This window comes from Parahaliea mediterranea (assembly GCF_003402235.1).
Classification (GTDB): domain Bacteria; phylum Pseudomonadota; class Gammaproteobacteria; order Pseudomonadales; family Halieaceae; genus Parahaliea; species Parahaliea mediterranea.
This window is the reverse complement of the sequence record NZ_QEWO01000004.1, coordinates 208504-222361: the sequence shown is the minus strand read 5'-3', so window position 1 is coordinate 222361 and position 13858 is coordinate 208504. Positions and strand designations below refer to the sequence as shown.

Below are 13858 nucleotides of genomic sequence, written 5' to 3'. Positions count from 1 at the left end.
TCTTGGTTGTCTAGTCGGTTCCTGTGTTTTTCAGGAATTGTTGCCGGAAGAACTGGCTGAATTCGTAGTGGGCATCCTCCAGGTTATCGATCGAGTAGGCGTAATCGTAAGCGCTGTTGGCCTTGGATTTTTCCTCGATCTCGCCGGCGATCTTCCTGACCATGGCGGCGCCGATATTGGCGCTCATCGATTTGATGGCATGGGACGCCTGATAGATCTGCGTCATCGCGCCCTGTTCATTGGCGCTGCGCAGCTCAATGAGTTTTTCCTCGAATTGGCGGCTATAGCCATCGAACACCACCGGCAATATGTCGCGGCCCGTTTGTGTTTCCAGCGAGCGAATGTTGTCGATGGCCGACCCTATCACCAGGTTGGAGCTGTCCTCCGGTGCCGCATCGGCCCCCTGTGCCGGGTCGGTAATGATCCGGCGAGGCCCCAGGGCAACGGCGTTGCCGTGGTAGGTATGGCAATAGGCCTCGATGGATTCGGACAAATCGTCAAAGGTGTAGGGCTTGGAGAGGTAGTGGTCCATACCGGCCTGCCGGGCCAGGGCCTTGTCGTTGCCAGAAGCGCCGGCCGAGAGGGCAATAATAGGCGTTTTTTCAAGGCTCTGGTCTTCTTCATATTCGCGGATAGCCTTCGAAGCTCTGAAGCCGTCCATCACCGGCATCTGGCAATCCATAAACACCAGGTCAATTTTCTGCGCGCGAAACGCTGCAACGGCTTTCTCACCGTTTTCTGCAATGACCACTTCATGGCCGAGCAACTCCAGCATCTCACGGACAATCCTCTGGTTGGTTTCTACATCTTCTGCAACCAGTATTCTTGCCGAGTGATGCGATTTGGCAATCGCGGAAGGCCCGGTGCGGGTACTGTCTGCACCACTGACCTCTTCCACTGCGCGCAATAAATTGTCCAAGGTAATGGGCGGTTCCAATAGCGGGAACGCGCATTGGTGCAACGACTCATCAAGGGCTTCCTCAGAGGCGATAAGAATCACATTCGACATCGATTGCAGGGTGTTCAGTGCGTTGTGATCAAGTGCAGATGCCGACGGATCAACCATCACCAACTGCCCGCCAGTGTGGGACAGCGTGGAGTGGTCGAGTGTGGGGGCGCTCACGGGGCGTATGGCAAGCCGTTCAAGTTGAGTACACACCATACGCTGGCGATTATCATTGGCACACACCACAAGGGCGGAAGAAAATGCAGTGTGCCCTGCAAAGTCACCCGTCTTTGTAACCTCCAGCGGGATGGAGAATTGGATGTCAGTCCCTTCTCCCAGCGCTGACTGGATCGCAATGTCGCCACCCATCAGGTCGATGTACTGCTGGCATATCGTCAGACCAAGGCCGGTACCGCCGTATTCTCTCGTTGTACTGGCATCGGCCTGGGTAAAGGGATCGAAAATTTTTGCCAGCGTGTTGGCATCCATGCCGATACCCGTGTCCTTTATGTTGAAGGTAGCAATATCTGGAGCTTGCCCGGCTGCGGCGCTGAATGAGACCTCAATGCGGATATAGCCTTCGTGGGTGAACTTTATGGCATTGTTGACCAGGTTGGTCAGTATCTGGCGGATTTTGGTTGGATCGCCCAGGCACTCAACCTGGTACGGCAAGTTGATGATGGGCAGCAGATCAATCTGCTTGCGCTTCGCCATGCTTGCCTGGAGAAAGCACACGTCTTCCACGAGTTTGGGCAGGTCAAAGGCAGTGCTTTCCAGGACGATCTTCTTGGCTTCGATTTTCGAGAAATCCAGAATTTCATTGATGAGGTTCAGTAGGGACTCGCCGCTGTTGCGCGCTGCGTCGGCAAACTTTCGCTGCTGGGAGCTGAGTTTGGTGTGCAACAGCAGGTCGGTCATGCCAATCATGCCGTGCAGCGGGGTCCTGATTTCATGGCTGATGGTGGCAAGAAATTCGGATTTCGCTTTGTTGGCGCGCTCGGCGATTTTTCTCGCCTCTTCCAGATCCTGGGTTCGCTCGGCGACTTTCGCTTCAAGCTCGATCTGACGGTTCCTGGACAGCATGGCCTGCCGCTTGTTGCGGTAGAACGGAATCCAAAGCAGCACCAGGCCAATCAGGGTGTAGAGAACGTACGCGGGCCTGCTCAGCCAGGGGGGAGGCGATACGCTGATGGGCAATTGCACCGCGTCCCAGTTCCACACGCCGCTGGGGGTGGCCGCGGCCAGTCGCAAGGTGTACTCCCCTGCCGGCAGGGTGGTGAAGGTTGCAATGCGCGATGACTCCGAGATCACCCAGTCGGTGTTAATGCCGTCAAGTTTGTAGGCGTATTTGATAAGCCCGGGGTTGGTGTAATGGGCGGCAAAAAACTCAAAGGAGACCATGATGTCCCGATAGCCCAGATTGACCTGGTCCAGGCTGTTGTAAGGCTCATCGAACACCGCCCGCTGGTTCATTATCCGTATTTCGGAAATGCTGACCTTGGGCGGTGTGGTTTCATGGGTGTAGTTTTCGCTGTTGATCAGGTTGTAGCCGCGGTTGCCCCCAAAGTACACACTGCCGTCACTGGCGCGGTACGAGGCGCCCAGGTTGAATTCCCGATCCTGCAGGCCATCGCGGATGCCAAAATGGCGCGCCTGGCCAGAGTTCGGGTTGAGCAGGCTGGCGCCGTTGTTGTGCGACAGCCAGATACCGCCGTCCTGGCTCGGCTGTATGCCGTAGATATGAGAACTGGGCAGGCCCGAGTTGTTGGTGTATTTGTCGAAGTGATTGTTCATGGCCTGCCTGTCTTGCCGGCTCCAGCGATTCAGGCCGCCGCCGTTGGTGCCAAGCCACAGGTTGCCTCTTGGGTCTTCATAGAAGGCCCAGACCATGTCATTGGAAAGGCTGTCGGGATTGCCGCGCTCCGAGAACAGGCGGACGAACTGCCCGGTTTTCGGGTCGAACCCGTTGAGCCCGTTCTCGGTGCCCACCCAAACGTAGCCCAGGGAATCCTGGTAGACCGCAATGACCTTGTTGCTGCTCAGGCTATTTCTGTCTGCCGGGTTGTGCTGGTAGTTGGTGAAGGTTTTCTGGGCTTCGTTGTAGACACTCAGCCCGCCGCCAAAGGTGCCGATGTATATCCGCTGGTCGCTGCCGCGGATAATCGAGGTGATGCCGTTGGCGGGAATGGTGTTGTTGCCGCTGGCGGATTTTCTGAACACCTCAACCTGGTTGTTGTTGAGGTCAATGCGGTTCAAGCCCTCATCGAAGGTGCCTACCCAGATGGCGTCGTCCTCGCCAAGCAGGCTCATGACCTTGCCGCTGGAGATGCTGGGGAAGGTGTACTGGTTGATCCACTCGAAGTTCTGGTGATCCGGGCGAAGGCGGTTGAGGCCGTTGTCGGTGCCCACCCAGAAGCTGCCATCGCCGGTTTCGGCGAAGGTATTGACCGAGTCGCTGGAGAGGTTGGTGTTGGCCTCGTTGTAGGTGGGGAAGATAAGCCGGGTTCCGGTGGCCAGGCCATCGTAGGTGCCTATCCAGTACTGCCCTTCCGCTGATTGGAAAATACTGTAGATAGGGTCGCTGGGCAGGTTGGCGTTGTTGGTGTTGATCCGGGTGAAGCTGTCGCTGCGGTCGCTGAAGTAGCAAAGCCCTTCCTGGGTGCCTATCCAGATATAGCCGTTCTGATCCTCGAATATTTTGAACGCCGCGTTGGAGGGAAGCGAGTTAACGTTCGACGCCTGGTACTGGAAGTGGCGGCGTTGGCCGGTATTCAGGTCCAGGAACCCGACCCCGTTGGTGGTGCTCGCAATCCAGAGCCGGTTGCGACTGTCGATGGCTGTGTCGATGATATTCTCGGTTGGGGGGAAACGCCCCGTCGCATCGCGCTGTATTGGTGTGATCGTCCGAGATTTTGGGTCGAGAACCAGAATGCCGGCATCGGTGGCGGCAATCCAGATTCTGCCGTCGGCAGACTGGGAAAAACTGATGATGTCACCGAAGGGGGCAGATAGTTTGTCGTTCAGGGTGTAGTGACTGAACTTGCCGGTCTGCGGGTCGAGGGAGGAAAACGCATTGGCATGGCCGAGCCAGATCTGGCCGGCGCTGTCGGTGAAGACCGTATTGACATCATTGGAAAGCAGTCCATCCGGGTTGTTACGATCCAGGTACTGAGCAGAAAACGTGTTCTTCGCGGGGTCAAAGCGGTTTAGGCCGCCGCCGACCGTAGAGATCCATATCGTGCCGTTTTTGTCTTCGGTGATGCCGGTAACATGGTCGGAACTCAGGCTGTCCGGGCTGCCGGGCGAGTACCGGAAGTTTTCCAGTTCGTGCCCGTTGTAGCGATTGAGGCCTTCTAGTGATGCAAACCAGATGGCGCCGGTGGAGTCCTGGAAAATCTGGCTGACGGTCTTCTGCGTCAGGTCATTGGCAAACACGGCAGGATGAAAACTGATGGTGACATCTGCCTCAGCCGCTGAAGCGCCGACGCGGGCGCTGCACAGCAGTAGACACAGCAGTGTCAGCAGATAGTTCATTTCCTGCGTTCCAATACGGTAGACCAGACTGGACGAGTCTAATGGATTGGATTTGTTGAAACTACTTTATGTGGGCCGACCAGGCCGTTGAAATGACTGGGGCTTCTAAACGCAAAAAGCCCGTCCTGTTGGACGGGCTTTTCGCTAAGGCGTCGGGTAAGGCCGGGCAGGGCCCTACCGTCCACCGCTTAGTTGATGCGCCACTTGTAACCAGCCTGCTCGGCGAAGGAGTTGATGCGCCACTTGTAACCAGCCTGCTCGGCGAAGGAGTTGATGCGCCACTTGTAACCAGCCTGCTCGGCGAAGGAGTTGATGCGCCACTTGTAACCGGCCTGGTCAGCGAAGGAGTTGATGCGCCACTTGTAGCCGGCCTGGTCAGCGAAGGAATTGATGCGCCACTTGTAACCGGCCTGGTCAGCGAAGGAGTTGATGCGCCACTTGTAGCCAGCCTGGTCAGCGAAGGAATTGATGCGCCACTTGTAACCGGCCTGGTCAGCGAAGGAGTTGATGCGCCACTTGTAGCCAGCCTGGTCAGCGAAGGAGTTGATGCGCCACTTGTAGCCGGCCTGGTCAGCGAAGGAATTGATGCGCCACTTGTAGCCGGCCTGGTCGGCGAAGGAGTTGATGCGCCACTTGTAACCGGCCTGGTCGGCGAAGGAATTGATGCGCCACTTGTAGCCAGACTGCTTGGCGAAGTTCTCGGTGCCCCAAGTGTAAGCGGTGGATTCAGTGTTGGCATAGCCCAGCTGATCGGACTGGCCGTCCTGGCCCCACTTGTAGCTTTCACCGCGGGAGGCGGACTGGCGTGCCCAGTGGGCAATGGCTGGCTTTGCATCGGCGGTGCGACCCCACTTGTAACCCGCGTTGGAGGTGTAAGTCGCGTTGGCTGCCAGGCTGTGTGTTACCTGGTGAACCTGCGTGGCAGCAGCACTGGAGGTTGCTTCGCCCTGCAAAACGGGGCTTGCAGACAGCGCTTGAAAAGAAGTCGCGCAGAACAATGCGCCGACAGCCAGACGTACAGATTTCACCAGAGAAGAAGTTTTCATTGTGCTGCCCCACCAATACTTGAGTTGTCTTGCAAACCATCCTGACAGGCCATTCTGTGACCCGTGTCTCTACTTTGCATCCGTCCCTGAGATGCGGTTCACAGCCTTTTGTTTCGCTGTTTGACTTTGTTATACGGATTGGTGTTGGGGTGTAGAAGGACTGTATATGCCCATTTTGGGTTAGGCCTGGCGGCACAGGACGGCTCCGGCAGGTTGTGCGGCCAGGTTCTGTGTTTAAGCTATTGAAAATAAAAGAAAATATGGAGTGCGCCTGATTGCGCTATTTTTTTGGTTTTTTTACCGGCCCCCGGCCCCCGGCCCCCGGCGCCCCTAGAGGGTACCTGGGGGGCGGGACAGGCGCTGGATGGCGGTCCGTTCTTCCTCGTACATGCTGGGCCAGTCAATCGGGGACTGGCCGTCGGCGGGGCCACCGGCGCGCTCGATATGGGCTTTTACCCCCCAGCGGCGGTTGTCGCTCATGCCTTTTTCTGTAGCCTCGCCGCTGTACAGGGCCTCAAGGCCAGGCAGGGTGGCCACGCCGCTATCGTTGATGATGGCGGGCCCTTCGTAGTGCTGCTGGTTGTCGATGTCCTGGGCCAGGTCCAGGCCGACGTTGCCGCAGCCACGCTTGCCCAGGGTAACGGCCCGGCTGGCATTGATGTAGCCGTATCCCTGCTGGAAGGGACTGTAGGCAAAGCGCCCGTCGCGGTTGATGGCGGGCTCGGCGCTGGAGGTCAGCTTGCACTTGATGTCGTCGGGGCTCAAATCCGGCTCTAGCTGCAGCAGAAGGGCCACAATGCCGCTGACCAGGGCGCTGGCCTGGGAGGTGCCGGTCATGACAAATTCGCCGCTGCTCAGCAGGTAGTCGGGGTGTTCAATGGTCAGGGTGGAGCCCGGTCGGGTAATGCCGGCGATATGGCCGCCGGGGGCCACAATGTCGGGTTTGATGTGGGCGCTTGGGGTGGGCCCCAGGGAGGAAAAGTCTGGGATGTAGTCGTCGTTGCGATCATCCGGCGTCCAGGAATCGGTCACGGCGCCCACGGTGATAATGTAGGGCAGGTTGCCCGGGGAGCCGATGGTCATGGGCTCCGGTCCGTCGTTGCCGGCGGCGGCAACCACGGTGATGCCCGCCTGCCAGGCGCGCATCACCGCCTGGTCAATCGGGTCGAGCCAGTAGGGCCAGCGCGGCCGGGCGGCGAAGGACAGGTTCAGCACCCGGATATTCAGTGCCTCGCGCTGGTCCACAATCCACTGTATGCCGCGAACGATGTCGAGAAAATCACCTTGCCCCGACCGATTGAAGGCCTTCACCGACACAATGTCGACATCCGGCGCTATGCCCATAAAGCTGCCGTCGGGCTGCCCCTTGGCAAGCACGGGGCCGCTGTGGGCGAGTACGCTGGTCATGTGTGTGCCGTGGCCGCTCTCGTCGAAAACCTCCTGGCCCTGCCGGTCGGCAATGGCATCGTAACGGCCCTTCACCCGGTAGCGGCCCCGGGTGTCGTGGCTGAGTGAGACGTGCTCCCACAGCCCGGAGTCCAGCACTGCAACGGTCACGCCCTGGCCGGTAATGCCGAGCCGGTGCAGGGCGGAGGCGCCCACCACGCTGGGGTAATAGGTATCGTTCCCGTAGTGGGCATAGCCGGGAATCAGCTCGGTGTTGCAACCCTCGGCAAAGCGGGCGGTGAGGTCGATATCCTGCTGGCTGACGGAGGCACTGCTGCCGTCAAAGCGCAGGGCCAGCAGGGCGCTGTCGCCCGGCGCCAGCCGGGTTGCAGTGGCGTCCAGGCTGAGTTCCATGCTATCGCCACCGCTGGCTTTTTTATAGGCCAGGGGGGCGCCGTTGTAGTACAGGCCCTGCAACTCGCCCATCTGCGCTGGCCAGGCCAGGGCCAGTTGGTTCAGGCTGACCGGCGCCGAGCCTTTGTTATACAGCGGCCAACGCAGGGCATCGGGGCCGATTTCCAGTTCCAGGCCGGCGCCGACGTTGCACTGCTCCTCGGTCTCTTCCTCGGGCCGGATGGACAAATCGTCAATATGGCGCGACACCAGGGGTGACTGCAGGATGCCGTCAAGCTGTTGGCGGGTGACCCTGGCGCCAACGGCGTTGATGATGTGCAGCTCGTGGGTGACGATGCCACCGCGCTGCTTGACCAAGGCACTGAGCTGGCTGGCGGACTCTCCCTGCAGCATCACCCGCATCAGGGGGGTATCGTCGGCCTGCGCCCGGGCAGTCGCTGGCGGCAGTGCCAGTGCCAGTGACAGCAGCGTCAAGGTTGCGCCGGCAAGGCCGTAGAGCAAGCGTGGCATCATCTGATCCGCGGCTAGGCGCTGGCGAGTCGTTGCAGTACCGGGCCGAAGTCCTGCTTGAGCAAGGTGGGAACATCTTCCGGGTAAATCGGGCGCGAAAAGTAGTAGCCCTGGAGCAAATGGCAGTTGCGCCGCAGCAGGTAGCCAAGCTGGTCTTCAGTCTCGATACCTTCGGCAATCACCTGCAGCTTGAGGGAGCTGGACAGGGCGAGTATGGCATCGACAATGGCTGCGCCATCAGGACTGCCGAGGTCAGTGATAAAGCTCTGGTCGATTTTGAGTGTGTCGATGGGGAAGCGCTTCAGGTAGCTCAGGGAGGAATAACCCGTGCCGAAGTCGTCAACCGCCAACGCAAGCCCCAGTGCCTTCAGTTCGCGCAATTTGGCGATGTTGGTTGGTGCGTCCGTCATGATGGCGCTCTCGGTGAGCTCCAACTCCAGGCGCGAAGCGCTAAGACCCGAGGCGGCGAGGATGTGTGACACCCGTGTGGCCAGGTCGCGCTGGTTGAACTGGATGGAGGAGATGTTCACGCTCACCCGGAATTCCGGCAGTTTCAGGGTATCCCAGTAGGCACAGTGGCGGGCGACTTCTTCAATGACCCATTCGCCAAGCTCAATGATCATCCCGGTGCGCTCTGCCACCGGGATGAACTCGCTGGGCGGCACCATCCCGCGCACCGGGTGCTTCCAGCGCAGCAGTGCTTCCAGCCCTACAACACTGCCGCTGTCGGTGGCGATTTGTGGTTGGTAGCGCAGCTCCAGTTCCTGGTTGCCCATGGCGTGGCGCAACTCTTCTTCCATCTTGAGTTGCTCGACCGCCTTGGCGTTCATGTCTTCGTTGTAAAAGCGGTAGCAGGCGCGCCCCTCGGCCTTGGCGGCATACATGGCCGTGTCTGCATTGCGCACCAGGCTGTCGGGGTCGGTGCCGTCCTGCGGGTAGAGGGCAATGCCGATACTCGGGGTCACTACCGGGTTGTGCGACTGCAGTGCGATGGGTTCTGACAGGCTGCGTAGAATACGCTTAGCCACGCTCTCCACATGGCTGGTGTCCGGTACGTCGGAGAGCACAACGGTAAACTCGTCTCCACCCAGGCGGGCAATTTCGGTGGCGGCATCCATCGCTTCGCCGTTGTGATTCTCGGCGATGTAGTTGATGGCGTCGTCCTCGCGTAACTCACTGCTCAAGCGCTTGGCAATTTCCACCAGCAGGCGATCACCGCGGCCGTGGCCAATGGAGTCATTGATGCGTTTGAAGTGGTCGAGGTCGATGAACATCAGCGCGGCGTTGGAACCGCGGCGCTGGCTGCGCTTGAGAATACGGTTGAGCTGTTCATTGAAACTGCGCCGGTTGGGCAGGCTGGTGAGTGGGTCGTAGTAGGCCAGGTAGCGCAGGCGGTCTTCCTGTCGTTTCAGCGCGTTAAAGGCGTTGCTGGCGCGTAGCATGTACTGCACATCGCGCCCCAGCAGCGACCAGTTCACCGGCTTCGTCTTGTACTGGGTGGCGCCTGCCTCAAAACCCTGGTCGATGGACTGGCGATCGTCGGAGCCGGTCACAATCATGATAGGGATGGATTCGCCCTGGGGCATCTGCCGGATGCGCTTGCACACTTCCAGTCCGCTCATGCCGGGCATTTCCACATCCAGGAAAACAAGGTCTGGCCGTTCGCGCACAAACACGTCGATGGTTTCCGGGCCGTTGCTGGCTTCCACCACCGCCATGCCCTCGGCTTCCAGGCACTGTCGGGTAAGCAGGCGCACGTTGATGTCGTCGTCGCTGACAAGGACCTTTGCGCGGAGCCTGGAAGGGGTGCTGGATGACATGAGTGCTGGAACGCGCCTTTTCGCTTCGCAGTTAGGCTACCACTTACGCCGGGCTAAACCCAGCGCAACGGAGGGCGGCTCAGGACGGGATGCGTTCACGGCGTTTGAATCGCTGCTCCTGCACGAAGCGGGGCAGCTGCTGCAGGGGAATTGCCGGGCTGTAGTAAAAACCCTGCACCTGGTGGCAGGCCTGCGCGCGCAGGAAGCTCACCTGCTCATAGGTTTCGGCGCCCTCGGCAATCACCTTCATGCCAAGGCGCTGGGCCATTTCAATGATCATGCTGCTGACGGCAACCTGCTGTGGGTTGTGCGGCAGCTCGCGCACAAACGCGCCGTCTATTTTCAGTGCGGAGATGGGCAGTTCCGTCAGGTGCGACAGCTGCGAAAAGCCGGTGCCAAAATCATCCAGCGAGAAGGAAATCCCCAGCAGGCGCAGCTCGTCCATGCGCGTTTTAATGGCACCGGGGCTTTTCAGAATGGTGCTTTCGGTCAGCTCAAATTCGAGGTTGTTGGGGTCGGTGTCGGTGCGCTGCAGAATGTCCTTAACAACGCCTACAAAGCGTTCGTCCTGCATCTGGCTGAAGGACACGTTGACCGCCACGTCCACGTGTTCAAGGCCCTGGTCCTGCAGCCAGTTCAGGGCGTGGCAGGCGTGCTGGATGACCTGGTAACCGATGGTGCTCATCAGTCCCATGTCTTCGCATTCCTTAATGAACTCGCCGGGGCAGATCAGGCCGCGTTCCGGATGGTTCCAGCGCAGCAGGGCTTCCAGCCCCACCAGCAGTCCCGTTTGCAGGTCGACCCGCGGTTGGTAGTGCAGCTCAAACTGGTTTTTGCGCACCGCGGTGCGCAACTCGGCGGCCAGGGTGTTGCTGCCGGTGACATCGAACAGAATCTGGCTGCTGAAGCGTATGTACTTGCTGCCCTGCACCGATTTGGCCTGCTGCATGGCGTTGCGGGCGGCGTCGATCAGGTCGGCGATGTCGGCGCCGTCGTCCGGGAACAGGGCGGCGCCGATGCTGCAATCAATGGAGACCTGCTGGTCATTGATCACCACCGGTGCCGACAGGGAGGTCAGCATCTTGCCCACAATCAGTTCCACATCCGCGGCGGATCCAACATCCTCCAGCACGATGGCAAACTCGTCGCCGCCCAACCGCGCCAGGCTGTCGGTGTTGCGCAGCTTGTTGCCGAGGCGGCGGGCCAGGGTCTGGATCAGCGCGTCGCCGTTGCTTTCGCCGTAGTGGTCGTTGATGTTGGCGAAGCGATCGATGTTGATATAGAGGAGGGCGGTGGTGAAGTTGTAGCGGCTGGAGCGTTCCACGGCGCGCTCCAGGTGGGCACGAAAGCCGGCCCGGTTGAGGGCGCCGGTGAGGCTGTCCCGGTTGGACAGTTGCTCAATGGTCAGGCGCGCCTGCTTCAGCTGGATGCTGTAGTCCAGCACCCGGTGCACCAGGGCATCCTGCAACTGGCCGCGCAGCAGGTAGTCCTGGGCGCCAAACTCTTTCAGGCGGGTGGCGGTGTGCTCGTCAACCTCGTCCAGCAGAAGGATGATGGGCGCCGGCACAAAGTGCTTTTGCGCCAGGCGCAGCAGGTATTCAGACTCCGGGCCTTCGGCGAGGATGATGGCATCCAGGGCCGGGTCGAGCAGGGCTTCCAGGGGGCGTTCAAGGTTGTCGTTGCTGGCAAGGTGAAAGCGGCGGGGCAGGGCGCGCCGCAGGCAGGCCGACAGCACGGCGCCATCCGCCGGATTATCGGAAATGATCAGAACGGTGTGCTGTTCCACCTGTGCCCCTGAATGGTCGCCCCGGGCCTGTTCCGGCCTTGTTCAGGCGCCGCCATTCGGCGCCTGCTAAATTGTTATATTACATGGGGTTATACGCAGCTTCTTAAATTAATTCTAGTACTTGTTTGTGAAATATTTGTGCGGGCCAGCCTAACGCCCGGTTACCGCCCGGCTGCGCTTGAGGTAGTCCTGGCCGTTTTCCAGCACCCGCTCGCGCTGCAGTTGCTCGGAGCCCAGGTGAACTTCTTCCAGGCTGGCGGCAATCCCGTTCAACTCTTCCTGCAGCTTCTGGATGGCGTTTTCCAGTGTGTAGCTGAGCTGGTGAATTTTGCCCATGTCGGCATCGCTGAGTTGCTGGTCCTTGTCCAGCAGGGTTTGCAGGTACTCGTTGTATACCTCCAAGTTGCTGAGCGCCTCGGCGACCGAGGCGGCGGGGGCGCCCTGGAAGTGATCGAAGCGTTGTTCTGCGTGGCTGCTGTTGGAGGCCATGCTGAATAACAGGGAAGCGGCGATGGCCGCGCGGCGTAGTGAGCAGATCATGGTGTCCTCGCTGGGTGCTGTGGCGTGGGAAGTTGCCCGCGCACGATAGGGGAGGGCGGCGAGCGGCGCAATGGTTGCAAGCGGGTTGGTGAATATCGCCGATTCAGCCGGCGTTGGTGCGGCGGCAGCGAAACACGGGAATGTCCCGGTCGGTGCGTGCCTGGTATTCGTCAAAATCGGGGTAGAGCGAGCACAGGTGGGGCCACAGTTCGGCCTTTTCCTCGGCGCTCACCTGGCGTGCCAGGTAGGCGTGTTCTTCGCCGTCCACCATGATCTGCACCTCGGGGTTGGCCCGGATGTTGTAGTACCAGGCGGGGTTGCGCGGCATGCCGCCCTGGGAGGCAACCAGCAGTTTGTCCTCGCCGATGGGCAAGTGGATCAGGGCAATGCGGCGGGGCTTGCGGCTCTTTGCGCCCAGGGTTGTCACCACGCACACCGGGAAACCGCCGGGGAAGGTGTTCATGATGCGACCCTTGCTGGCGCGAAAGCCGGCAACCTGCAGGCGGGTGGCCCATTTCAGGAAGAAGCGCACCAGCGGCACCTGTTTGTCAGAGATAGGGCGCACGTCCTCGCGGCGGGTTTTCACGTAGTCGAACTGGCTCATGGCATCCTTTTTATTAGTGTGTTTATTTCTGTGGGTGATGAAGGTTCGGCAATGCCGCCTGCCAGCGCGGATGGCCACCTACTTTACGGCAGAATTTCCAGCGCGCCAATCTGTGGTAGAATCGGGCATTATCCCATCGCGATTTTCCCCGCAGTATCCCCCATGAGTCTAGCGTCCGAAAAACTGGAAACCATTCGCCAGCAGGTGCAGTACCATCTGGATAACGCCGAGCGCAGCCAGCTCTCGCCGCAGCAGGAGGCGGCGCTCAAGGCGCGCATCAAGCAGCGTCTGAAAGAAAAGAATGCAGTGATCGTGGCGCATTACTACACCGCGCCGGCCATCCAGGCCCTGGCGGAGGAAACCGGCGGCTGCGTATCCGATTCGCTGGAGATGGCCCGCTTCGGGCACGACCATCCGGCCGACACCCTGGTGGTTGCCGGGGTCAAGTTCATGGGCGAAACCGCGAAAATTCTGACGCCCCAGAAGCGGGTGCTGATGCCGACCCTGGAAGCCACCTGCTCCCTGGACCTTGGCTGCCCGATCGATGAGTTCTCCGCCTTCTGCGACCAGCACCCGGATCGCACGGTGGTGGTTTACGCGAATACCTCGGCGGCAGTAAAGGCGCGGGCCGACTGGGTGGTCACCTCCAGCATTGCCCTGGATGTGGCCGAGCACCTGGCCGCCAAGGGCGAGAAAATCATCTGGGCCCCCGACCGCCACCTGGGCGACTACGTGCGCCGTGAAAGTGGTGCCGATATCCTGATGTGGGACGGCGCCTGCATTGTGCACGAAGAGTTCAAGGCCCGGGGCATCGCCGACCTGAAAAAGGTCTACCCGGACGCGGCGGTGCTGGTGCACCCGGAGTCGCCGGCCTCGGTGCTGGAGCTGGCCGACCGCGTGGGTTCCACCACCCAGATCATTCGTGCCGCCCAGGAAATGGACAACGAGCGATTCATCGTGGCCACGGACCAGGGCATCTTCTACAAACTGCAGCAGCTGGCGCCGGGCAAGGAGTTCATCATTGCCCCCACCGCCGGCAACGGGGCGACCTGCCGCAGCTGCGCCAACTGCCCGTGGATGGCCATGAACGAACTGGAAAGCCTGGCCGGCGTGTTCGATCGCACTGACAATGAAATTTTCGTTGACCCTGCGGTGGGGGAGCAGGCCATGGTGCCGCTGCGGCGCATGCTGGACTTCGCCGCGGATCTCAAACTGCAGGTCAAGGGTAACGCCTGAGGATTGACCGGGCTGCCGCGCCGCGGCCCTGCCCCT

General features: G+C 60.2%; 8 protein-coding genes. 1 reads left to right on the top strand and 7 read right to left on the bottom strand.

Translation table 11 applies throughout. The annotated features are described in order from the left end of the window. Positions 1 to 10 precede the first annotated feature (10 nt). From DDZ17_RS13315 to DDZ17_RS13285, 7 genes are all read right to left on the bottom strand, one after another. The gene (locus DDZ17_RS13315) at positions 11 to 4480 is read right to left on the bottom strand and encodes a hybrid sensor histidine kinase/response regulator (RefSeq protein ID WP_116367451.1); all 4470 of its coding nucleotides are present in this window, start codon (positions 4478 to 4480) and stop codon (positions 11 to 13) included. Positions 4481 to 4668: 188 nt separating this feature from the next. Next, positions 4669 to 5433, bottom strand: coding sequence for a hypothetical protein (locus DDZ17_RS13310; RefSeq protein ID WP_116367450.1), 765 nt, complete (start codon positions 5431 to 5433; stop codon positions 4669 to 4671). A gap of 423 nt (positions 5434 to 5856) precedes the next feature. Further along, positions 5857 to 7836 carry a S8 family peptidase gene (locus tag DDZ17_RS13305; protein WP_241505885.1) on the bottom strand — a complete coding sequence of 660 codons (1980 nt, stop codon included), beginning with the start codon at positions 7834 to 7836 and terminating at the stop codon, positions 5857 to 5859. A gap of 14 nt (positions 7837 to 7850) precedes the next feature. Then, positions 7851 to 9656: a two-component system response regulator gene (locus tag DDZ17_RS13300; RefSeq protein WP_116367448.1), complete on the bottom strand. Its 1806-nt coding sequence runs from the start codon at positions 9654 to 9656 to the stop codon at positions 7851 to 7853. Between the two features lie 79 nt (positions 9657 to 9735). Beyond that, positions 9736 to 11442, bottom strand: coding sequence for a putative bifunctional diguanylate cyclase/phosphodiesterase (locus DDZ17_RS13295; RefSeq protein ID WP_116367447.1), 1707 nt, complete (start codon positions 11440 to 11442; stop codon positions 9736 to 9738). A gap of 150 nt (positions 11443 to 11592) precedes the next feature. Next, positions 11593 to 11982 carry a DUF6746 family protein gene (locus DDZ17_RS13290; protein ID WP_116367446.1) on the bottom strand — a complete coding sequence of 130 codons (390 nt, stop codon included), beginning with the start codon at positions 11980 to 11982 and terminating at the stop codon, positions 11593 to 11595. A gap of 103 nt (positions 11983 to 12085) precedes the next feature. Continuing rightward, complete coding sequence (locus DDZ17_RS13285) at positions 12086 to 12586, bottom strand: nitroreductase family deazaflavin-dependent oxidoreductase (protein ID WP_116367445.1); 501 nt, start codon at positions 12584 to 12586, stop codon at positions 12086 to 12088. Between the two features lie 162 nt (positions 12587 to 12748). On the opposite strand from DDZ17_RS13285, the gene nadA reads away from it, so the two are divergent. Beyond that, complete coding sequence (gene nadA / locus DDZ17_RS13280) at positions 12749 to 13822, top strand: quinolinate synthase NadA (protein WP_116367444.1); 1074 nt, start codon at positions 12749 to 12751, stop codon at positions 13820 to 13822. Positions 13823 to 13858: the final 36 nt, after the last annotated feature.